This window comes from Pseudomonas sp. ASL3, from assembly GCF_056680425.1.
On the sequence record NZ_CM155281.1, the window covers coordinates 5,525,570 to 5,547,129 of the forward strand.

Genomic DNA, 21,560 nt, shown 5'->3' on the forward strand with positions numbered 1-21,560 from the left:
TAGCGCACGACTCAGGCTGATCCAAAGCCCGCTGTCGTGCGCAATCTCCCCTCCAGGCGACGTTTCAGACCGCGTGGTTCGATGATAAGCCGCGACCCCATGGCCGCATTCGCACGCCCCCATTCTTCAAGCAGCTCAAGACATGAGTGGTCGATATAACTCAGGTTATTGAGCGGCACATGCACCGTGCTGCCTGGCGGGACAGTGCCCAGAACATGGGTCAGCGTCGGGACTTTCAAGAAGGTCGCGGCCCCCATCAGACGCAGCTCCATTTCCCCCTCGGCTTCAAGGTCGATCAGGCTGACCTTCAAACGCGATGCCTTCCACGCCAGCTTGACCAGGGTCAAGCCAACGCCGATCAACACCCCGGTCAACAGGTCAGTGAAGATGATTGCCACTGCGGTTGCCGCGTAGGTGAACATCGGCATCCGCCCATAGCGACCCAGCCCGCGAAAGGCCTTGAGGTCGACCAGCTTCAACCCGGTGTAGACCAGCACGCCCGCCAGACTGGCGACTGGAATGCTTTGCAGCACACTGGACAACAGCAGCACAAACGCCAGCAACCAGACACCGTGGAAAATCGCCGATAGCCGAGTGCGCGCACCGGCTTGCACATTGGCCGAGCTACGCACAATCACCCCGGTCATCGGCAGGGCGCCGAGCAAACCACAGAGCATGTTACCGACACCTTGGGCCCTCAGCTCTCGATCGAAGTCCGAGCGCTGGCCGTTGTGCATACGATCGACGGCTGCGGCTGACAGCAGCGTTTCGGCGCTGGCAATAAACGCCACTGCAAAGGCGGCGATCAAAATGTCTGGATCCGCCAGATTCAGCAGGTCGGCAGGACGTAACCAGTCAATGGCTTCCGCGAGATTGGCCGGAACCTCGACGCGCTTGATCTTCAAGGCGAAGATCAGGTTGACGACGGTCGCGAGACCGACACCCAGCAACGCGCCCGGCACAAAGCGCAACGCATTTGGTCGCCATTTGTCCCACAGCCACATCACCAGAATCGTACCCAGCCCGAGCATCCCGGCCTGCAAGCCGGTCCCCGGACCGATGGCCTGAATCAGGGTCGCCGGAAACCCGATCAGGTTATCCAGCCCAGACGGTTTGGGCCCGCCATCAAACATCACATGCACTTGGGACAGCACGATCAACACACCAATCCCGGCGAGCATGCCATAAACCACAGCCGGCGCAGTGACCCGAAACCAGCAACCGAGCTTGAAGTGCCCAGCCAACACTTGCAGTAGCCCAGCCAGCAGCAGGATCGGCCCCAACATCGCCATTCCGTGCTCTCGCACTACTTCGAACACCAGGACCGCCAGGCCTGCGGCCGGACCGCTGACCTGCAACGGCGAGCCCGCCAGCCAACCCACCACCAGACCGCCGATGATGCCGGTGATCAGGCCTTTGGCGGGCGGCATGCCCGAGGCGATGGCAATGCCCATGCACAACGGCAGGGCAACCAGGAATACCACCACGGAAGCCAGTAGCTCCCGAGGCAAAATGGACTTCAATTCTGCAATGCCCAAGATGACTCTCCGAGGATTCTTCAGACGTGACAAAGCCCGGCGGCGCGCAACACGCGCAGCCTCCGAGTACGAATAAGAGGGTTTTGAACCGTCAGTCGTGAATCAGACTCACGCGCTTAGAAACGCGGCCTGGGCGTTGCCATCGGTATCGGGCCCGAGCCATCGAGCGGCAGGAAGCAATCCTGTTCGGCGTCATAGGCTTTGATTTCGCTGGTCTCGATGCTGTAGACCCAGCCATGGATGAACAAATGACCACTGGCCATCTTCGACGCCACCGAAGGGTGCGTGCGCAAATGCTGCAGTTGGGCGATCACGTTTTCCTGGGTCAGCACGTGCATGCTTTCCTGTTCGTCGGCGCAGTGACAGTTGTCTTCCACCACGGTTCTGGCGACTTCGGCATGCCGCAGCCAGGCCTTGACCGTGGGCATTTTTTCCAGGGTTTGCGGGTTGAGGACGGCGCGCATGGCGCCGCAATCGGAATGCCCGCAAATGATGATGTGCTGCACACCCAAGGCAATGATCGCGTATTCAATCGCGGTGGAGACGCCGCCGTTCATCTGGCCGTAAGGCGGAACGACGTTACCGACGTTGCGGGTAACAAACAGGTCTCCGGGGGCGCTTTGGGTGATCAGTTCAGGCACGATGCGCGAGTCGGCGCAGGCGATGAACATGGCACGGGGCCGCTGGGAAGTGGCGAGCTTCTTGAAAAGCTCTTCCTGTTGCGGAAATATTTCGTGACGAAAATGCATAAAGCCGTCAACGATGTGCTTAAGCGCTGCCTCGGCGCTTTCCGCCTCTGGCAAGGTATTGGTCGAGGCAGCCGAAGGCTGTTTATCCATGTCGCTCATGTCTCATCCTCACTGACGGATTGATGTGGATTTTCCTGCTTTATCTGGAGAGTGACCTCTTTTTTCCTGGCATCACGAACAACTCCATTTGCGCGTGACCCGTCGGTCACTTCAGGTTCAACAGTACCCGTCCAAGCTTAATTGAAACTGAATATAACGCTCTAGACCGGGGGTCTGGCATGTCCCTTACAACAACGACATCTGCCCACCCGGCGGACAGAATGCATCACAATCGAGCTTGAAGTTTTCACGCCGATCCCGATCCAGCCCCAGCCGTTTGGCGGCGATGCTGTATCGCTGGGCCAGCAAATCGGCGAACGGCCCTTCACCACGCATTCGCACCCCAAACCGGCTGTCATACACCTCACCGCCGCGACTCTGCCGGATCAGGCTCATGACATGCGCCGCCCGTTGCGGATAATGCGCCTGCAGCCACTCCTCAAACAACGGCGCAACCTCCAGCGGCAAGCGCAGCATCACGTAGCTGGCGCTCAACGCGCCTGCCGCCTTGGCTTCAGTCAGCAGGTTTTCCAGCTCACTGTCATTGATCATCGGGATCATTGGCGCACACAACACCCCAACGGGAATGCCCGCCTGGCGCATCACCCGGATCGCCCTCAGTCGCGCTTTGGGCGCCGCAGCGCGCGGCTCAAGAATGCGCTTGAGCTCATCATCCAGCGTCGTCAGGCTGATCATCACCGAGACCAGACGTTGCTTGGCCAACTCGCTCAGCAGATCCAGATCGCGCAGGATCAACGAACCCTTGGTGATGATCGTCACCGGATGACGATAGCGCAGCAGCACCTCCAGAGTGGCACGGGTGATTTTGTATTCACGTTCGATCGGCTGATAAGGATCGGTATTGGAGCCCAACGTGATCGGCGCGACGCGGTATCCCGGCTTGGACAACTGTTGTTCAAGCACCGCAGCGGCATTGGTCTTGGCGATCAGTTTGGTCTCGAAATCCAGCCCCGGCGACATGTCCCAATAGGCATGGCTGGGCCGCGCATAACAATAGATGCAACCATGCTCACAGCCACGATAAGGATTGATCGAACGGTCGAACGGAATGTCCGGCGAGGTGTTGCGCGTGATGATGGTTTTCGCCGTCTCGCTGCGAACCTCGGTGCCTTGGGTCAGCGGCACTTCCTGATACCAACCGTCATCCTCGGCCACCGAACGGTTGGGCGCGAAACGATTGTGCGGGTTGCTGGCGGTACCGCGACCGCGTGGAGGCAGAGCGGTGGACATAAGGGCTCTCCGGATACTGTCTATGCATACAGTATCCGTGTGGCACCCTTTTGCCTAGCACCGCTGGGCTGGCTTGTTCAGTGCCACAGACTGAACGGCGCTGAAAATCCCCTGTAGGAGGGCCCGCGCTGTCGCGCAGCAAACTCGGTCCCGATTCTGCCCGGAGGGCGTAGGAGCTGACTTGTCTGCGAAAGCCTCACTGCGGTGCGCCAGACAGACCGCGTCGCATGGTCTTCGCAGACAAGTCAGCTCCTACACAGACTGTGTGAAAACCTGGCAATTCTTGCAACGGTCTAAGAAAATGCCTTCATCGGAAGATTGGGGGCATTTTTGTGGCATACATCCAAGGCATAGCGCGCGATCAGAGCAGTCTTTTTCCGGTGTCGCTGGAAGAATCCATTCCGGTAGACCACTTGGTCAGAGTCATTGATGCCTATGTCACCCAGCTCAATCTGCGGGAGCTGGGATTCGACAAGGCTGTCCTCAAGGGCAACGGGCGCCCGCCCTATGATCCGGCAGACCTGCTCAAACTTTATCTCTACGGCTATTTCCTCAGCATCCGTTCGTCACGCCGCCTCGAAGCCGAATGCCTGCGCAACATCGAAGTCATGTGGCTGCTCAATCAGCTCGCACCTGACTTCAAAACCATCGCCGATTTCCGCAGAGACAACGGTGCCGCATTCGCCGCCATCTGCCGACTCTTCATTCTTTTTTGCCGTGAAGTGGGGCTAATCGCCGGCAAGCTGGTTGCTATCGACGGCAGCAAATTCAAAGCCGTGGCCTCCAAGCGCCGTCATATGAGCCTCAAGCACCTTAAGCGCGATGAGGAAATACTGAACAAGAAGATTACCCAGTACCTGGCGGAGCTTGATCGGGCGGACAAAGACGACGCCGATCAGCCTGTGGATAAGCAGAAAGTCAAAGCCGCTTTGGCCCGTCTGAGCAACAAACGAGACAACAACCTGACCCGTCAGCAGGTGATGAAGGCGCTGGAAGTCGAGCAGTTCATCAGCACCGAAAGCGAGGCGCGGATGATGCGGGCGCCGCAAGGCATGGCCGTGGCGTACAACGTGCAGACGGCGGTGGATGCCGAGAACGGCTTGATCCTGCACCACGAAGTGACTCAGGACGGCGATGACCGCAAACAGCTTGAACCCATGGCCAAAGCGGCTAAAGAAGTACTGCAACAGTCAGAGCTGACGGTAGTGGCCGATGCCGGATATTCCCACGGCAAACAATTCCAGGCCTGTGAAGACGCGGGTATCACGGCGTATGTGCCGCTGAATCGAACGATCAACACGCGGGGCGGGGACGTAAAATTCTTTGACCGCACCCAGTTTACGTATGAGGCCCTGGACGATCAGTACCGGTGCCCGAATGGCAAGCTACTGACGCTGACGCAACTGAATCGCGGCACGCGTATTTACCACGCACTGCCCAGTGACTGCGCCCACTGCCCGCTGAAAAGTCAGTGCACCAAGACCTCCCGCCGGAAAGTAACGCGGCATGCGCATGAGGCCGCTTTTGAGCGAATGGAGCAGCGCATGCAGGCGCATCCGGAGAAGATGGTTGAACGAAGGTCCATCGTTGAACACCCCTTCGGCAACCTCAAGCAATGGATCATGGGCAATGGACGGTTCTTGCTACGCCAACTGAAAGGCGCGCGAATAGAGATGTCGCTGGCGGTGCTTGCCTATAACTTTAAAAGGGCGATCAATGTGCTGGGTGCGCGTGAAATGATGGCGAAGATGGGCTAAGCAGCCTTTTTTTGCGCCTGACAAACGTCCCAGGACTGGCCATGGAGCGCTCAAAACGCTTTGTCCCGGCGACGTGAAAACGAACAGCGATGATTTCGGGATCAAAGGCCAAAAACCAACGCCCCGACAAGTCGGGGCGTTGGTTTGAAACATGATCGTCAGGTTTTCACACAGCCTGTACAAGTGTTCATCGCTTCTTCTCTAGCCTTCCTTGCGAACCGAGGCCACGTCGCTGGCCTTGACCGCTCCAGCCTGATTCCCCCAACTGCTGCGAATGAAATTGACCACATCGGCCACTTGCTGATCCGACATTCGCCAGGCGAAGGCCGGCATGGTGAAGGCCGAGGGCGCGGTGTGGGTCGCTGCCAGCGTGCCGCCGTTGAGCACGATGTGGATCAACGAGGTCGCGTCTTCGGATTGCAACACCGTGTTGCCTGCCAGCGCCGGGTACACGCGGGTGTAGCCGTGACCGTCGGTGCGGTGACAGGATGAGCAATTGTCGATGTACACCGCAGCGCCGACTTTGCTGTCGTCGCCTTTCCACAGGGCCTTGGCGACTCGCTCATCGTATTGATGGGGCAGATCGTTGGGGTCGCTGGCGGGCAGGGATTTAAGATAGTGGGCGATGGCGGTCAAATCTTCATCGCTCATGTACTGCATGCTGTGTACAACCACATCGGTCATACCGCCGAAAACCGCGCTACGGTCGCTACGACCGGTTTTGAGGAACTGCACCAGTTGCGCCTCGGACCAACTGCCCAGCCCGTCTTTGTGGTCGCCGCGCAAGCTTTTGGCGACCCAGCCTTCCAGCGGTGCGCTGCCGGACAGGAACTTGCTCCCTTCATTCGCGCTGAGGGCTTTTTCCTGCATGGTGATCGCTCGTGGTGTATGGCAGGCGCTGCAGTGGCCGAGACCTTCGACCAAGTACGCGCCGCGACTGAGCACCGCATCCTGCGCGGCGGGTACCTGATTCGCCTCGACCGTTGGCGCAAACATCCAGCGCCAACCCGTCAGCGGCCAGCGCATGCTCAACGGCCATGGGATATCCGAGTCCTTGTTGTCCTGCACGACCGGCGCAACGCCTTTCATGAAGTAAGCGTACAACGCGTGCATGTCGGCTTCGGTGACGCGCGCGTAGGACGGATACGGCATGGCGGGATACAAGGTACTGCCGCTTTTGGAAACACCCTGACGCACGGCTTTGTCGAAATCCTCGAAGCTGTATTCGCCGATACCGGTTTTATCCGGGGTGATGTTGGTCGAGTAAATGGTGCCAATGGGTGTTTGCATGGGCAGCCCACCAGCGAATGGCTTGCCATCCTTGGCCGTGTGGCAAGCCACGCAATCGCCCGCTCGCGCCAGGTACTCGCCCTGTTTGATCAAGGCAGGGTCGGCGCTGTCGGCGGCGAACACCGGCACGCAAAAGCACAAAGCCAGCATCGCGATAAACAGATTGTTCATGGTCATCGCTCCTTAAGCCTGAACCAGCGGGCCAGGGTTTTTCAGGTACTGCTCACGAATCGCCTTAGCCGACCAATAGGTCAACGCTGCCACCAGACCCGTCGGGTTATAACCCAGGCCCTGTGGGAAAGCGGACGCACCGGGAACGAAAACGTTGTGCACGTCCCAGCTCTGCAGGTAGCGATTGATCACACTGGTTTTCGGATCGGTGCCCATGATCGCGCCACCGTTAAGGTGGGTGGTCTGGTAGGCGGCGGTGTTGAAGTGATCACCCACTTTTTTGCCCAGAAAGGCGATGGCTTTGGGGTTCATGGCTTCGGCGACCTTGCTCAATTTTCCGACCATGAACTGATTCATCTTGATGTCGTTTTCCTGCCAATCGAAAGTCATGCGCAGCAAGGGCTGGCCATAGGCATCGCGGTAGGTCGGGTCGAGATCCAGATAGTTACCCCGGTAGGATTGATGCGCGCCGTGGGCGTCCATCGATACTTGATGAGAATAAAAATCGGCGGTGGTTCGCTTCCAGGCACTGCCCCAGGCTGGCGTGCCCGGCGGATTGGACGTGCCGGCAATCGGCCGGCTGCCGGCCTGGTTGACCCACATCGGTGAGCCGCCGACGAAGCCATGTGGGCCGTGGTCGAAGTTGTCGGCGTTGAAGTCATCCACCGCCACACCCGCGCCGCCGGCGCCGATGAAGTTGTTGGTGTACACGTCCTTGTCGAAGAACGCCTTGATGGTCGCCATGTTCTGGTAAGCGAAGTTCTTGCCGACCACGCCTTCGCCGGTTTTCGGGTCGTAAGGCTTGCCGATCCCGGAAAGCAGCAACATCCGAACGTTGTGAAACTGGAAGGCACCGAGAATCACCAGATCGGCCGGCTGCTCGATTTCCCGGCCCTGTACATCGACATAGGTCACACCCGTGGCCTTGGTTTTGCTGCTGTCGAGGTTGATCCGCAGCACATGGGAATTGGGCCGCAGTTCGAACGTCGGGGTTTGTTTGAGCGCTGGCAGAATGTTCACGTTGGGCGAGGCTTTGGAGTACATGTAGCAGACGTAACCGCTACAGAACCCGCAGAAGTTGCATGGCCCCATTTGCGCGCCGTAGGGGTTGGTGTACGGACCCGATGTGTTGGCCGATGGCAGGTCATACGGTTTGTAGCCTACGGAGCTCGCGGCTGTATGAAACAGCTGCGCGGAGTAGGTTCTTTTCTGCGGCACCAGCGGGAAGTGATCGGAGCGATCCGGCGCATAAGGATTGCCCGGGCCGACTTTCTGGCCCTTGACCGTGTAGGCCTGGCCCGACGTGCCAAACACTTTTTCGGCGAAGTCGAAGTACGGTTCCAGCTCTTCATAGCTGACGCCGAAATCCTGAATGGTCATGTCCTTGGGGATGAAACTTTTGCCGTAACGCTCTTCGTAATGGCTGCGCATACGAAGCTCGATCGGATCGACACGAAAGTGCACGCCGGACCAATGCAAACCGGCACCGCCCACACCATTGCCGGGCAAAAACGCGCCAAGCTGACGGTTGGGTAGGGCCACGTCGTTGACACTGTGACGGATGGTCACGGTTTCCTTGGAGATGTCCTGAAACAGCTTTTTGCGCACGCTGTAGGTCAGTTCGTCGATCACCTGTGGGTAGTTTCCGTCCGGGTAGGTGTCCTGCATCGGCCCGCGCTCAAGCGCCAGCACGTTGAGACCGGCCTCGGTGAGTTCTTTGGCCATGATTGCGCCGGTCCAGCCAAAACCGATGATCACCGCATCGACCTTCTTCATTACGGTTGCCATGTTCAAGCTCTCTCGCCGCGAATGGACACTGCCGGGAAGGGATAGGGCTCGTTGCGTTCGACCCAATCCATGAAATCGGCGCGAGCGCCGGGGAAACCGACCATGGTCCAGCCGACCAGCCCCTTATTGCCGCCGTGGATCGGGTCGCAGAAAAATCCCTCTTTGGTGTTTTGCAGCAGCAGGTTGAAAAACAGGCTCGCCGGCACGCTGTCGAACGTTGCCTTGTCGGCTTCCAGCTGCTTGAGCACGTCGTCCTGCGCGGCGGTGCTCAGCTCAGCAAACGTCTTGCCCTGTTGCTGCTTGCACCAGGCGTCGGTGGCGGCGATGCCAAGACGGTAGATGTCCTTGGGCACCAGCTTGCTCTGCCAGCCCATTTCCTTGGGGGCGTCGGCCACGAAAGGCCCTTGCATGAACCACAACGCACCGCTGGCATACGGCGTGTTCATCTGCCGATCAATGTATTCCGGCGCACCGGCTTCGAGGGCACCAGGGCCTCGCTCGTCAGCCGGGATCAGGCGCGCGACCGCCGCCTTGATGAAGGCCCATTCTTCTGCGGTGAAGTAAGTCGGCTCGTACACCACGTTGCTGGCAGGGGCCGGAGGTGGCGGCGTGGCCGTGGTCACAGGCGCGGGCTGCGCCATGACCACGCTGCCGAAACCGGCACTGGCGACCGTCACCACAGGGATCAACGTCAGGGTTTTGCGCAGGAACTCACGCCGCGGGTTGTCTTGATCAGACATGGGAGACCTCATCTTGCGATCACGGTTTAAGGAGCGGCTCTTGGACGGCCAATCGGGGCTGTTTCAGTCGCACAGACAAGGTGTCACGACTTCAATGACAGAACACACCGGCAAACATTAGTTACAAATGGTAGCAGGCTAAGCAGTGGAAAAATCGATTCATCATCAAAAAAACAGATAAGTCAGACAAATGAAACCGGTATCAGGTTCAATATCACGGTTCTTTGAGGCAAAAAAAGGCCATGACTGTGCCCCTGAGAGACTCGGCCATGTTTTGAGAAAGGATGTGTGGCAGATGACGATTCGCAGGCAAGCCTGCTCCCACAGTGGCATTTGATTTTCTGTGGGAGCAGGCTTGCCTGCGAATATCGTGGCGCGATCTAGCTCGGATCTATCGGCTTTTTCAGCTTCGGATTAGGGAAAAACTGCACACCCTGCACCTTCGGATCTGCCAGTTTTACCGGCGCCGTGTTGACCCGCGTGCCCAGTTCTTTGGGTACGGACAGGCCCTGCTCATTGAGTGTGTCTGAGTAGCCACAGCTCACGCATTCGCGGTGAGGTACGTCGTTCTCGTTCCACATCATCAACTTGTCAGGCTCGCTGCACGCCGGGCAGACCGCCCCGGCGATAAAGCGTTTTTTGGTTTTGATTACCGGTGCCTCGGTCATGCTGCCGCTTCCTCACTCAAGCCTGAATGGCGCAAGAGTGCGTCAATCGAGGGCTCACGTCCGCGGAAGTCGACGAACAACACCATCGGCTCCTGAGAACCGCCACGCGCCAGAATCGCCTCACGGAACGCACGGCCCGTCTCGGCATTGAACACGCCTTCCTCTTCGAACTTCGAGAACGCATCGGCCGACAGCACTTCAGCCCACTTGTAGCTGTAGTAACCGGCGGCATAACCACCGGCAAAGATGTGCGCGAAGCTGTTGGGGAAGCGGTTATAGGCCGGCGGACGCATCACCGATACTTCATCGCGAACGCCTTCGAGCACCTGCAGCACGCTGCGCCCGTCACCATGGGTGGCGTGCAGTTCAAAGTCGAACAGCGAGAATTCCAGTTGGCGAACCATCATCAGCCCGGACTGGAAGTTCTTCGCGGCGAGCATTTTTTCCAGCAAGTCCTGGGGCAGCGCTTCGCCGGTCTCGTAATGCGCAGAAATCAGCGCCAGGCCTTCAGGCTCCCAGCACCAGTTCTCCATGAACTGGCTCGGCAATTCCACCGCATCCCACGCCACACCGTTGATGCCGGACACGCCCGCGTGTTCGACGCGGGTCAGCAAGTGGTGCAGGCCATGGCCGAACTCGTGGAACAGTGTGGTGACTTCATCGTGGGTCAGCAGCGCAGGCTTGCCGCTGACGGCCGGGGTGAAGTTGCACACCAGATTGGCCACCGGATTTTGCAACTTGCCTTCAGCGGTGCGGCGACGGTCGCGCGCGCCGTCCATCCAGGCGCCGCCACGCTTGTTGGCGCGGGCGTAAAGGTCGAAGAAGAAACGCCCGACGTGTTGGCCGTTTTCTTTGATTTCGAACAGACGAACATCCGGGTGCCAGGTGTCGAAGCCTGTTTGCTCGGCAATTTCGATGCCGTACAAACGTTGCACGATAGCGAATAGACCGCTCAGCACGTTGTCGATGGGGAAGTAGGCGCGCAGGGTTTCCTGAGAAACGCTGTAGCGTTGCTCACGGAGTTTTTCCCCGTAGAAACCGCTGTCCCAGCTTTGCAGATCGGCGCAGCCTTGCTCGGCGGCGTAGGCCTTGAGCTGCTGCAGGTCCTGAACGGCAAACGGCTTGCTGCGTTTGGCCAGATCCCGCAAGAAGCTCAGCACCTGATCGCTGGACTCAGCCATCTTGGTCGCCAGGCTCAACTCGGAGAAGCTGGCGAAACCGAGCAACTGGGCCAGTTCACGACGCAGGTCGAGGATGTCTTCCATGACCGGACTGTTGTCGTTCTGACCCGCGTTGGGGCCCTGATCGGAGGCGCGGGTGCAGTACGCCGCGTAGAGCTCTTCACGCAGGGCGCGGTCTTCGGCGTAGGTCATCACCGCGTAGTAGCTCGGGAATTCCAACGTAATCAGGTAGCCTTCGAGGTCCTTGGCCTTGGCCGCAGCGGCCATTTGCGCTTTGGCCGAAGCCGTCAGTCCGGCGAGGGCGGCTTCGTCGGTGACGTGCTTGGTCCAGGCCTGGGTGGCGTCGAGCAGTTGGTTGGAGAAATGACTGCCCAGCTCGGACAACTTGCTCTGCACCTCGGCATAACGCTGCTGCTGCGCTGGCGGCAGGTCGATACCCGACAGCCGGAAATCACGCAACGAGTGCTCGATAATGGTTTTTTGCCCCACGTCGAAGCCCGCGGCTTCCGGACTGTTAGCCAGCGCCTCGAAGGCCTGGAACAATTCGCGGTTCTGGCCCAGCTCGGTGGCGTAGGCGCTCAACGCCGGCAGGCAAGACTCGTAAGCCTCACGCAATTCGGCGCTATTGCACACCGCATTAAGGTGGCTGACCGGGCTCCAGGCGGCGCCCAGGCGGTCATTGAGTTCATCCATAGCCAGAATCAGCCCGGCCCAGGTCGGTTGCTTGCCCTGGTTGACGAGAATCTCGGCAATCGCGCTACGGTTGTCGGCAAGGATCTGTTCAATCGCCGGTTTGACGTGCTCGGCACGGATCGCCGAGAAGGGTGGCAGGTCATACGGCTGTAAAAGAGGGTTGTTCGCGCTCACGGTTTAGCACCTTGGCTGGAAGAAACACTGGCACATCTTAATTACAATCGGCGCTGACCGCAGCTATCTGACCCATCTATAAGTCCTGGAGAAGGAATCTATCGTGGCTATTCGCAAGTATCAGAACCACATTCCCGCACTCGCCGAGCGTGCGTTTGTCGACCATTCGGCGGTCGTGATCGGCAATGTCGAGATCGGCGCCGACAGTTCGATCTGGCCGCTGACGGTGATTCGTGGCGATATGCACCGCATCCGCATCGGGGCGCGCACCAGCGTGCAGGACGCCTGCGTGCTGCACATCACCCATGCCGGCCCGTTCAACCCTGACGGTTTCCCGCTGCTGATCGGCGATGAAGTGACCATCGCCCATAAGGTCATGCTGCATGGCTGCACCGTCGGCAATCGCATCCTGATCGGCATGGGCAGCATCGTCATGGACGGCGCAGTCGTCGAGGATGAGGTGATCATCGGCGCTGGCAGTCTGGTACCGCCGGGCAAGCGGTTGGAAAGCGGTTTTCTGTACGTCGGCAGTCCAGTGAAACAAGTGCGGGCGCTGACGGACAAGGAGCGAGCTTTCTTCAGCTACAGCGCCAGCAATTACGTGAAGCTCAAGGATCAGCATCTGGCCGAAGGTTACGATCAGCCGCTCTGAACGAATGACTGAGTTATCCACAGGACATTTTTACGAATTGGAAAACGGGAACTCCATGCATTACCAAAATATTCTGTTCGACCTCGATGGCACCCTGACCGACCCGCGCCTGGGGATAACGCGTTCGATCCAGTTTGCGCTGAGTCGTTTGGGCATTGATGAGCCGGACCTGACCAAACTCGAGCACTTCATCGGCCCGCCATTGCTGCAAGCATTCATGCAGTTCTATGAGTTCGACGAAGCCAAAGCCTGGGAAGCGGTGGGCTTTTATCGAGAGCGGTTCAAGGTCACCGGGCTGTATGAAAACCTGGTGTTCGATGGCGTGTTCGAGCTGCTGGAAACCCTCGCCAGCCAGGGCCGTCACTTGTATATCGCGACGTCCAAGCCTTGGGTTTTCGCCCATGAAATCGCCCGGCATTTCGACTTCGCCAAGCATTTCAAAGTGATCTACGGCAGCGAGCTGGACGGCACGCGCACCGACAAGGTCGAGCTGATCCGCCATCTGTTGACCGAAGAGGGCCTCGACCCCAAGCAGACGCTAATGATCGGCGACCGCAAACACGACTTGATCGGCGCCCAGCGCAATGGCCTGGACGTGGCGGCGGTGGGTTATGGGTTTGGTAGTCATGAAGAGCTGGTGGCGGAGTCACCGACCTATCACTTCGCCACCCTCGCTGAGTTGCATGCGGCGTTTTTGAAGGGCAGCAAAATCTCTGGCTGATGAGAATCTTGTAGGGGAATGTCGCCCCGTCTTCGACGCCGCGCTGTCGCGCAGCAAACGGGGTCCCTGTAGGAGCTGCCGAAGGCTGCGAAAAGGTCGGTACGACCTTCAGCGATCTCAAGAAAGCGACCGGTTCCCGGTCGATCGCAGCCTTCGGCAGCTCCTACAGTTTATGTGTCTGATCCCGCCAACCTCCGCAACGCTGCCTTGCGCTGGTCAATCGGCAAGCCACCCAGCTTTTCCACTGCGCTGTAGAACGCCGGCCAATCACCGTTGACCTGCTTGTACAGCGCGGCAAACGCCGGTACCCACTGATCGTACAGCCCGAAGGGCAGCAGTTTGGCGTTGTTCATCGGTGCATTGATCCAGGCGTCATAACGATGATCGCCCGACCATTGGCTGTCGCGCATCTGGCGATAGTCACTGCGCAGACGCTCGAACTCGGCGGCTTTGCGTTCTCTCATCACGTCAGCCGCGAGGGGCTGGCTGTAGAGTTTTTTCAAGCGTTCCCGCGCATCGAGCACCAGCTGAGTAAATTGATCGCGCTGTTTCAAGTCCGACTTTTTCTCCGGGGCCAGGCCCCGCGCGGTGCGCCATTGGCGGCCGCCTTCCAGCTCGACGAAGTTGGCGTAGGATTCGTTGAACTCGGAGTCGTCCTTCACATAAAAGCGCTGATGCGCCAACTCATGGAAAATCAGTGCGGCCAGGCGCTCATCACCCCAGCTCAGCATCGAGCTGATGATCGGATCGTCGAACCAGCCCAGGGTGGAATAAGTTTCGACCCCACTCAGGTAAACGTCCTTACCGGCCTGGCGCTGCAACGCAGCCTCGCCTCGGGCGGCGCCGGGGCTGTAATAACCGCGATAGGCGACACAGCCGGCGATGGGGAAGCAATGGCTAACCGCGTCCAGCGAGAACTCGTCCGTGGCGAACACATTCCACACCACAAAAGGCCGGCCGATATCGACGTACAGGCGATAGCTTTGGTTATCCGGCAGGTGCAGCTGGCGACTGGCAAAAACCCGGGCCTGTTGCGATTTGATCAGATGCTCGCGTAGTTTCGGGTCGCTGCTCGGGTTGGCGATGATCGCAGACACCGGTTCACGGGCGTGCAGCAAGCGCAATTGGCCGCCAGCGAGTTGGCTGTAGTAGTCGATGCTGGAACAACCACCGAGCAGCAACAACATCAGCAACGCAAAACCACGGCAGAGAAACAATGCGTCGTGTCGAATCATGCTGTGGCCTTGATGTCTTATTTAGTGTGGCGTTATGCCGGACAGCGCGGCCCTGACGCAACTATCATCGACACCTGTTTGATCGCGGAGCCTTCCATGCGTCAGTCACTGTTGATAACTGCCCTGATCACCCTCGCGGGTTGCGCCAATCCCCCCTTACCGCCCGTTGATGCGCAACAGGCCTGGATCGAGATGTTCACCTACACCGGGAATCTGGTGATGGCCGACAAACTCGACGGCAAACGGTGGGACGACGGGCGTTACTTTCAGGTGCAACCCGGCAGACATGAGTTGCAGGTGCGGTTTGACTACGAGAGCTACGGCGGCGCCTTTAGCGGGTTCGCCGACGTCACGACCCGAACCTGTTACATCGTGTTGGACTACGACCACTTCGCCCCCGGGCAACGTTATCGCCTAGAAGCGCGCAATGCAGGCATTACCGTCAGCGGCCGTCTGTATGACGCTCAGCGCCGGATGGTCGCCGAAGACCGGGAGGTCACTTGCCTGTGATCATTTGTCGTTCTTTTGATAGATGATTTTCTTGGTACCGCCTTCGCAGGTGCCTACGACCATGTTCTGATCATGCACTTCGCTATTGCTGACGATTTCCAGGGTGTAGGAATTCACCTTGTTAGCCTGAATCTTGGCCTCAATCTCGGCCTTAAGCTCTTCACACGACTTGGTTGCCGCAAAGGCGCTGGTGACCGACACGCTACAGATAACAGCTAAAACGATACGTTTCATGCTCGACTCCTTCGATACAGCGCACAGAGTACTGCGTTAAGGCTGTGTCGATCCATTTGACCTTCTTCGCGTCGGCCAAGTTCTGCGCGTGCCGTCAGCGTTGGCAGGTGGATGTTGGAGTTGGAGTTGGATGTTGGGAACGTGTGAATAACCCGCGCAGGGCTGAGCTGCACGGGCTTGGGAGTGGCAACGAGGTCGGTTATTTGATCAGCGTCGCGTCCAGGGTGATTTTCGCCTTCAGCACTTTGGAAACCGGGCAACCGGCCTTGGCCATGTTAGTCAGCTCCCCGAATTGCTGCTCCGTGGCACCAGGAATTTTCGCCTTGAGGATCAGGTGCACCGCCGTGATGGAAAACCCGTCACCGTCCTGATCCAGAGTCACTTCAGCAGTGGTGTCGATGCTGTCGGCTTTCAGGTTGGCTCCGCCGAGAATCATCGACAGCGCCATGGAGAAGCAACCCGCGTGGGCCGCGCCGATCAATTCTTCAGGGTTGGTGCCTTTGCCGCCCTCGAAGCGCGCCTTGAAGCCGTAGGGGGCCTTGTTGAGTACGTTGGTTTCTGTGGAGAGGCTGCCAATACCGCTTTTCAGATCGCCTTCCCAATGGGCCGATGCTTTCTTGATGATGCTCATGGTATCTCCTCATGAAGGTGTGCGAGGGAGTTCGCACAGTGACTAAGGTTCTGAGGATAGTCGGCACTGCAAAGTTCAACTGTAGGGATAGCCCGACCAATTCAGTAGGACATTTCGTATGCCTGACTATTGAAACTCGCAGATCTGCCCACACTCATTAGAGCTATGGTGGGTTTTGGTCATCGCCGGACTTCATGGGCCAAGCCTGCACGACACACTCCAGAGGCTATGTAACGGCTTATGAAACGTTTAGCAGATATCAAAATCTCTACCCTCGATCTGGTGCCCGTGCGCCAGGATGCCGGCCCGGCGCAGTCTCTGCGCAACTCGCTGGATCTCGCACGTCACGTTGAAAAGCTCGGTTACAACCGCTTTTGGGTGGCCGAGCACCACAACATGGACGGCATCGCCAGTTCGGCGACCGCGGTGTTGCTCGGCTATCTGGCGGGCGGCACCTCGACCATTCGTGTCGGGGCGGGTGGCGTCATGCTGCCTAACCACGCGCCGCTGGTGATCGCCGAACAATTCGGCACTCTCGCCAGCCTGTACCCGGACCGGATCGATCTGGGTCTCGGCCGTGCGCCAGGTTCCGATCAGATGACAGCCCGTGCCCTGCGTCGCGAGCGTTCCGGCAGCGCCGACGACTTCCCGGAAGACGTCACCGAGCTACTGCGTTATCTCGGCCCGCGCACGCCTGATCAAAAAGTGATCGCTGTACCGGGTTCGGGCACCAATGTGCCGGTCTGGCTGCTGGGCTCCAGCCTGTTCAGCGCGCAACTTGCCGGGCAGCGCGGTTTGCCGTACGCCTTCGCCTCACACTTCGCACCGCGCTACATGCATGAGGCAATTCGCGTCTATCGCAACCACTTCGAGCCTTCGGCTGTTTTGGACAAGCCGTATGTGATGCTCGGCGTACCGTTGGTGGCAGCCGATACCGATGAGCAAGCGGATTACCTGGCGACATCGGTCTATCAGCGGATTCTGGCGTTGATGCGCGGCCAAAGCCTGATGCAGCGCCCACCGGTAAAAACCATGGACGGCCTGTGGCTGCCTCATGAGCGGGAAGCGGTAGGGGATTTCCTGGGTCTGGCGATGGTCGGCGGTCCGGCGAAAATCCGCGCCAAGCTAGAGGTGCTGCTGGAACAGACTCAAGCCGATGAACTGATCTTCACCTGTGATCTGTATGAACATGCGGATCGGTTGCGGTCCTACGAGATTCTGGCGCAGACGGTGCTTGGGTAGATTGCAACCCCAAAAAAACCGACGCCATGTGCGTCGGCTTTTATGAGCCTGTAATCCATCAGCCACGCTTGTACACGATTACCTTGTGGCCAGCATCACAGGTGCCCACCACTTTACCGCCGGCCGCACTGCCTTTGGCAACCACTTCCAGGCTGTAGGACGATGCACCTTTTGCCTTGATCTTCGCGTCGATGTCCGACTTCAACTCTTCACAGGGCTTGCCAGCCGCCAGTGCGGTGCCTGCGATGCTCAACAAACCTATCGCCAGTACAAGTTTCTTCATCGGTCACACTCCCTCGTTAGGTTAACCAGGTTGAAAAACAACCCAAGTCATTAACCACGCCAACGGTTTCGCGACAGCGGGTTCAATGTGTGTAGCGGAAATTGTGGCAATCAGCCAGTGCAAAATTTCAGCAATATCAGCTATTGGCGATACGGAAGCCTACGTTCAACGTGACCTGATAGTGCGCAACCTGACCGTCTCTAATGTGACCACGGGTTTCAAGGACCTCGAACCATTCCATATGTTTGATGCTTTTGTTGGCTTCAGCGATGGCGTTATTGATTGCCTCTTCAATGCTGGTAGACGACGAGCCGACCAGTTCGACTTTCTTGTAGGTATGGTGATCAGTCATGGCAGTTCTCCTGAAGATGACGTTAAGAGCGTAGCAGTGAATTTGCGCCTTACTCTGTGGGCAAAATCTTTTGAAAAGCGTATGCGCACTGCACTTTCCTGAAACCCCGCAGTCGGAAACAACACACGCCACTCATCACTGCAGGAGAGTCACCATGGCCAATACTTCTCTACGCAAAGCCGCATTGCAAAGCATGGAAGCCGAAATCGAAAGTCTGCTCAAATCCCTTGAGAGCCTTAAATCCGATGCTTCGGATGAGTCGCACAGAACGCTGAAAGCCCTGAAGGCCAATGCCGAAAGTGCACTGAGCCACTCCCGCAGCCTGCTCAGCGACGTGTACGAAGACGTCAAAGAGAAAACCCGCGAAACCAGTCTCGCCACCCGCGACTACGCGCAAGAACATCCTTGGGCCACGGTCGGTGTTGCGGTCGGGGCGGTCGGTTTGCTGGCAGCCTATCTGTTGTGCAGACGGGATCATTGATCTCAGACCCTGGCAGCACGCTTGAGCTCTGTCCTGAGCCACTGCGCCAGGAGCTGAGCGCGCCCGTCCGCCGCGCGTTTAGGCACCCACAACGCCAGCTGCGCCGGAGTTTCACTGAAACCCCATGGCGCAGCCAGGCGCCCGGCTCGCAGGTCATCCGCAACCAACGGCTCCGGGGCAATGGCGATGCCCAATCCGGCCACGGCCGCCTCCAGCAAATAATACAAATGCTCGAAACCTTGCCCGTAATGCAGCGCATCAGGTTCGATGCCGTTTTGCTGTGCCCAACTCGGCCATGCTTGCGGTCGTGACGTGGTTTGCAACAGCGCCTCACCCAGCAGCGCTTGGGCCGGGGCCTGGCGCAGTTGCTCGAAGCGGGCAAATCGCGGGCTGAGGACCGGGCCGATACGCTCGCTGGCGAGTTCATAGACCTGCATGTCCGCAGGCCATGGCGGCTCGGCGAAGATCAGCAAGGCGTCGAGGCCGGGCCGACGCGGGTCGAGGTCGCCTTCACCTGCCGACAAATGCAGACGTAAATCCGGCAGTTCGGCATTCAGTCGCCCAAGACGCGGGATAAACCAGCGTGCCAGCAGGCTGCCCGAACAACCGAGAACGAAAGGCGCATCGGCGTTGGTCTGGGTCAACTCGGCGCAAACGTTACGCAGCCGCTCGAACGCCTCGCCACTGGCGTCGCGCAACCGAATGCCGGCATCTGTGAGTTTAAGGCCGCGCCCTTCTTTGACGAACAAGGCCAGACCCAGGTGTTCCTCCAGCACTTTAAGCTGTCGACTGACCGCCCCGTGAGTAACGTGCAGTTGCTCGGCAGCCTGACTGACGCTGTTCAAGCGGGCGGCGGCTTCGAAGGCGCGCAAGGCGTTGAGAGGGGGAAGATCGCGGCTCATGGTATCTGTGAGTTTTCCTGACAGGTTGCGTCGATCTTATCGGTTTTCATCGACCCTGGCGCTGGTTAAAGTGAGCTCATTGCCTGATTGGCTAAATCCTATTCGTCAAACCACCTGGAGGTCCCATGACCCAGACCAACTTTCGCAGCGGCCCTGATGCCAACGGCCTGTTTGGCTCATTTGGCGGTCGCTACGTGGCCGAAACCCTGATGCCGCTGGTACTCGATTTGAACCGCGAGTACGAAGCCGCCAAGGTCGATCCCGAATTCCTTGAGCAACTGGCCTATTTCCAGCGCGACTACGTTGGCCGTCCAAACCCGCTGTATTTCGCTGAACGCCTGACCGAGTACTGCGGCGGCGCGAAGATCTACTTCAAGCGCGAAGAGCTGAACCACACCGGCGCGCATAAGATCAACAACTGCATCGGCCAGGTGTTACTGGCCAAGCGCATGGGCAAGAAGCGTCTGATTGCTGAAACCGGCGCCGGCATGCACGGCGTAGCCACCGCTACCGTCGCCGCACGTTTCGGCCTGCCCTGCGTGATCTACATGGGCGCCACCGATATCGAACGTCAGCAGGCCAACGTGTTCCGCATGAAGCTGCTGGGCGCAGAAATCGTTCCGGTCACCTCTGGCACCGGCACCCTGAAAGACGCCATGAACGAAGCCCTGCGCGATTGGGTGACTAACGTCGACGACACCTTCTACTTGATTGGCACTGTGGCTGGCCCACACCCGTATCCGGCGATGGTGCGCGACTTCCAGTCGATCATCGGCAAGGAAACCAAAGAACAGATGCAAGAAAAAGAAGGCCGTCTGCCTGACAGCCTGATCGCCTGCGTCGGTGGCGGTTCCAACGCCATGGGCCTGTTCCACCCGTTCCTCGATGACGCCAGCGTGAAAATCATCGGCGTTGAAGCCGGTGGTCACGGGGTCGATACCGACAAGCATGCCGCCAGCCTGAACGGCGGTGTGCCCGGTGTGCTACACGGTAACCGCACCTATCTGCTGCAGGACGCAGATGGTCAGATCACCGATGCTCACTCGATTTCCGCCGGCCTGGATTATCCCGGCATCGGCCCTGAACACGCTTATCTGCACGAAGTGAAGCGCGTCGAGTACGTCAGCATCACCGATGACGAAGCCCTCGAAGCCTTCCACCATTGCTGCCTTCTGGAAGGCATCATCCCCGCTCTGGAAACCGCCCATGCCCTGGCCGAAGCCATGAAGCGTGCAACGAACCTGCGCGACGACCACCTGATGGTGGTCTGCCTCTCGGGCCGTGGCGACAAAGACATGCAAACCGTGATGAGCCACATGGCCGCCGCCGACAAGACTCAGGAGAAGCTGGTATGAGCCGCCTCGAACAACGTTTCGCCGAGCTGAAAACAGAAGGCCGCGCGGCGCTGGTGACCTTCGTCACTGCGGGCGACCCAGGCTACGACGCATCCCTGGCCATCCTTAAAGGCTTGCCGGCTGCCGGCGCCGACGTGATCGAGTTGGGCATGCCCTTCACCGATCCGATGGCCGACGGCGTAGCGATTCAGTTGGCGACCCTGCGTGCATTGGACGCCGGACAGACACTGGCGAAAACCCTGAAAATGGTTCGCGAGTTCCGCGTCGATGACCAAACCACGCCCATCGTGCTGATGGGCTACTACAACCCGATCCACCGCTTTGGCGTCGAGGCATTCGTCGCTCAGGCCAAAGAAGTCGGTGTCGATGGTCTGATCATCGTCGACCTGCCGCCAGAGCATGACGCCGAACTGGCGACGCCTGCCCAGGCAGCCGGTATCGACTTCATCCGCCTGACCACACCCACCACCGATGACGTGCGCCTGCCGCGCGTGCTGGAACGCAGCTCCGGCTTCGTTTACTACGTGTCGGTCGCGGGCGTGACCGGCGCTGGCTCTGCCACTTCGGATCAAGTCAAAACCGCTATCGAGCGTCTGCGTCGCCACACCGATCTGCCGATCAGCGTCGGTTTCGGCATCCGCACCCCGGAACAGGCAGCAGCAATCGCCAGGCTGGCAGACGGTGTTGTGGTCGGTTCGGCACTGGTGGACAAGATCGCTACCGCTGCTTCGCAGGAGCAGGCAGTCGACGACGTGTTGAGCCTGTGCTCGGCCTTGGCCGAGGGCGTACGCAAGGCCCGTGTCAATTAAGAGTAAAGATTGGGTGGACGAGGAATTTAAACCTCGGACCACACACTAACTAGT

Annotated in this window: 22 protein-coding genes; 8 read left to right on the top strand and 14 right to left on the bottom strand. The window is 58.8% G+C overall.

Annotated features, from left to right (window positions below):
* Positions 1-11: 11 nt before the first annotated feature.
* The 3 genes from AC1MEE_RS25300 to AC1MEE_RS25310 form a co-directional block, all read right to left on the bottom strand.
* Complete coding sequence (locus AC1MEE_RS25300) at positions 12-1,538, bottom strand: SulP family inorganic anion transporter (RefSeq protein ID WP_480412228.1); 1,527 nt, start codon at positions 1,536-1,538, stop codon at positions 12-14.
* 116 nt (positions 1,539-1,654) lie between these two features.
* Positions 1,655-2,386, bottom strand: coding sequence for a carbonic anhydrase (locus tag AC1MEE_RS25305; RefSeq protein WP_480412229.1), 732 nt, complete (start codon positions 2,384-2,386; stop codon positions 1,655-1,657).
* A gap of 186 nt (positions 2,387-2,572) precedes the next feature.
* Complete coding sequence (locus tag AC1MEE_RS25310) at positions 2,573-3,637, bottom strand: PA0069 family radical SAM protein (RefSeq protein WP_480412230.1); 1,065 nt, start codon at positions 3,635-3,637, stop codon at positions 2,573-2,575.
* A 332-nt stretch (positions 3,638-3,969) separates the two neighbouring features.
* Here AC1MEE_RS25310 and AC1MEE_RS25315 point away from each other — a divergent pair, with 332 nt between their 5' ends.
* Positions 3,970-5,394, top strand: coding sequence for an IS1182 family transposase (locus AC1MEE_RS25315; RefSeq protein ID WP_480410535.1), 1,425 nt, complete (start codon positions 3,970-3,972; stop codon positions 5,392-5,394).
* Between the two features lie 201 nt (positions 5,395-5,595).
* Here the strand turns inward: AC1MEE_RS25315 and AC1MEE_RS25320 are convergent, their stop codons facing one another.
* The 5 genes from AC1MEE_RS25320 to prlC all read right to left on the bottom strand — a co-directional run bounded on the left by AC1MEE_RS25320 (position 5,596) and on the right by prlC (position 12,099).
* Positions 5,596-6,855 (bottom strand): c-type cytochrome, encoded by a 1,260-nt coding sequence (locus AC1MEE_RS25320; RefSeq protein WP_480412231.1) that lies wholly within the window; start codon positions 6,853-6,855, stop codon positions 5,596-5,598.
* 12 nt (positions 6,856-6,867) lie between these two features.
* Positions 6,868-8,643: a GMC family oxidoreductase gene (locus AC1MEE_RS25325; RefSeq protein ID WP_480412232.1), complete on the bottom strand. Its 1,776-nt coding sequence runs from the start codon at positions 8,641-8,643 to the stop codon at positions 6,868-6,870.
* Between the two features lie 2 nt (positions 8,644-8,645).
* Positions 8,646-9,383, bottom strand: coding sequence for a gluconate 2-dehydrogenase subunit 3 family protein (locus tag AC1MEE_RS25330; protein ID WP_480412233.1), 738 nt, complete (start codon positions 9,381-9,383; stop codon positions 8,646-8,648).
* A gap of 380 nt (positions 9,384-9,763) precedes the next feature.
* Positions 9,764-10,051 (bottom strand): YheV family putative zinc ribbon protein, encoded by a 288-nt coding sequence (locus AC1MEE_RS25335; RefSeq protein ID WP_480412234.1) that lies wholly within the window; start codon positions 10,049-10,051, stop codon positions 9,764-9,766.
* Positions 10,048-12,099, bottom strand: a complete 2,052-nt coding sequence (gene prlC, locus AC1MEE_RS25340) for an oligopeptidase A (protein ID WP_480412235.1) — start codon at positions 12,097-12,099, stop codon at positions 10,048-10,050. Before prlC ends, AC1MEE_RS25335 begins: the two co-directional genes overlap by 4 nt.
* A 103-nt stretch (positions 12,100-12,202) precedes the next feature.
* On the opposite strand from prlC, the gene AC1MEE_RS25345 reads away from it, so the two are divergent.
* Both AC1MEE_RS25345 and AC1MEE_RS25350 read left to right on the top strand, forming a co-directional pair.
* A complete protein-coding gene (locus AC1MEE_RS25345; RefSeq protein ID WP_480412236.1) occupies positions 12,203-12,751 on the top strand; it encodes a gamma carbonic anhydrase family protein in 549 nt (182 codons plus the stop codon).
* Between the two features lie 55 nt (positions 12,752-12,806).
* Positions 12,807-13,472, top strand: a complete 666-nt coding sequence (locus tag AC1MEE_RS25350) for an HAD family hydrolase (RefSeq protein ID WP_480412237.1) — start codon at positions 12,807-12,809, stop codon at positions 13,470-13,472.
* A gap of 170 nt (positions 13,473-13,642) precedes the next feature.
* Here the strand turns inward: AC1MEE_RS25350 and AC1MEE_RS25355 are convergent, their stop codons facing one another.
* On the bottom strand, positions 13,643-14,707 hold the full coding sequence (locus AC1MEE_RS25355) for an aminopeptidase (RefSeq protein WP_480412238.1): 1,065 nt from the start codon (positions 14,705-14,707) through the stop codon (positions 13,643-13,645).
* 96 nt (positions 14,708-14,803) lie between these two features.
* Here AC1MEE_RS25355 and AC1MEE_RS25360 point away from each other — a divergent pair, with 96 nt between their 5' ends.
* Positions 14,804-15,217: a PA0061/PA0062 family lipoprotein gene (locus AC1MEE_RS25360; protein ID WP_480412239.1), complete on the top strand. Its 414-nt coding sequence runs from the start codon at positions 14,804-14,806 to the stop codon at positions 15,215-15,217.
* Here AC1MEE_RS25360 and AC1MEE_RS25365 read toward each other — a convergent pair whose 3' ends face one another.
* On the bottom strand, positions 15,218-15,451 hold the full coding sequence (locus tag AC1MEE_RS25365) for a DUF1161 domain-containing protein (RefSeq protein ID WP_480412240.1): 234 nt from the start codon (positions 15,449-15,451) through the stop codon (positions 15,218-15,220).
* Positions 15,452-15,650: 199 nt separating this feature from the next.
* Complete coding sequence (locus AC1MEE_RS25370) at positions 15,651-16,082, bottom strand: OsmC family protein (protein ID WP_480412241.1); 432 nt, start codon at positions 16,080-16,082, stop codon at positions 15,651-15,653.
* A gap of 240 nt (positions 16,083-16,322) precedes the next feature.
* Between AC1MEE_RS25370 and AC1MEE_RS25375 the strand changes: the two genes are divergently transcribed.
* Positions 16,323-17,324 carry an LLM class flavin-dependent oxidoreductase gene (locus AC1MEE_RS25375; RefSeq protein WP_480412242.1) on the top strand — a complete coding sequence of 334 codons (1,002 nt, stop codon included), beginning with the start codon at positions 16,323-16,325 and terminating at the stop codon, positions 17,322-17,324.
* Between the two features lie 58 nt (positions 17,325-17,382).
* On the opposite strand, the gene AC1MEE_RS25380 is transcribed toward AC1MEE_RS25375, so the two are convergent.
* Positions 17,383-17,607, bottom strand: a complete 225-nt coding sequence (locus AC1MEE_RS25380) for a DUF1161 domain-containing protein (RefSeq protein ID WP_480412243.1) — start codon at positions 17,605-17,607, stop codon at positions 17,383-17,385.
* Between the two features lie 136 nt (positions 17,608-17,743).
* Complete coding sequence (locus AC1MEE_RS25385; protein WP_480412244.1) at positions 17,744-17,959, bottom strand: dodecin; 216 nt, start codon at positions 17,957-17,959, stop codon at positions 17,744-17,746.
* Positions 17,960-18,113: 154 nt separating this feature from the next.
* On the opposite strand from AC1MEE_RS25385, the gene AC1MEE_RS25390 reads away from it, so the two are divergent.
* Positions 18,114-18,440 (top strand): ElaB/YgaM/YqjD family protein, encoded by a 327-nt coding sequence (locus AC1MEE_RS25390; RefSeq protein ID WP_480412245.1) that lies wholly within the window; start codon positions 18,114-18,116, stop codon positions 18,438-18,440.
* A 2-nt stretch (positions 18,441-18,442) separates the two neighbouring features.
* Here AC1MEE_RS25390 and AC1MEE_RS25395 read toward each other — a convergent pair whose 3' ends face one another.
* On the bottom strand, positions 18,443-19,342 hold the full coding sequence (locus tag AC1MEE_RS25395; protein WP_480412246.1) for a LysR family transcriptional regulator: 900 nt from the start codon (positions 19,340-19,342) through the stop codon (positions 18,443-18,445).
* A 125-nt stretch (positions 19,343-19,467) separates the two neighbouring features.
* On the opposite strand from AC1MEE_RS25395, the gene trpB reads away from it, so the two are divergent.
* On the top strand, positions 19,468-20,697 hold the full coding sequence (gene trpB, locus AC1MEE_RS25400; protein WP_480412247.1) for a tryptophan synthase subunit beta: 1,230 nt from the start codon (positions 19,468-19,470) through the stop codon (positions 20,695-20,697).
* A complete protein-coding gene (gene trpA, locus AC1MEE_RS25405; RefSeq protein WP_480412248.1) occupies positions 20,694-21,506 on the top strand; it encodes a tryptophan synthase subunit alpha in 813 nt (270 codons plus the stop codon). Before trpB ends, trpA begins: the two co-directional genes overlap by 4 nt.
* The last annotated feature ends 54 nt before the right edge of the window (positions 21,507-21,560 follow it).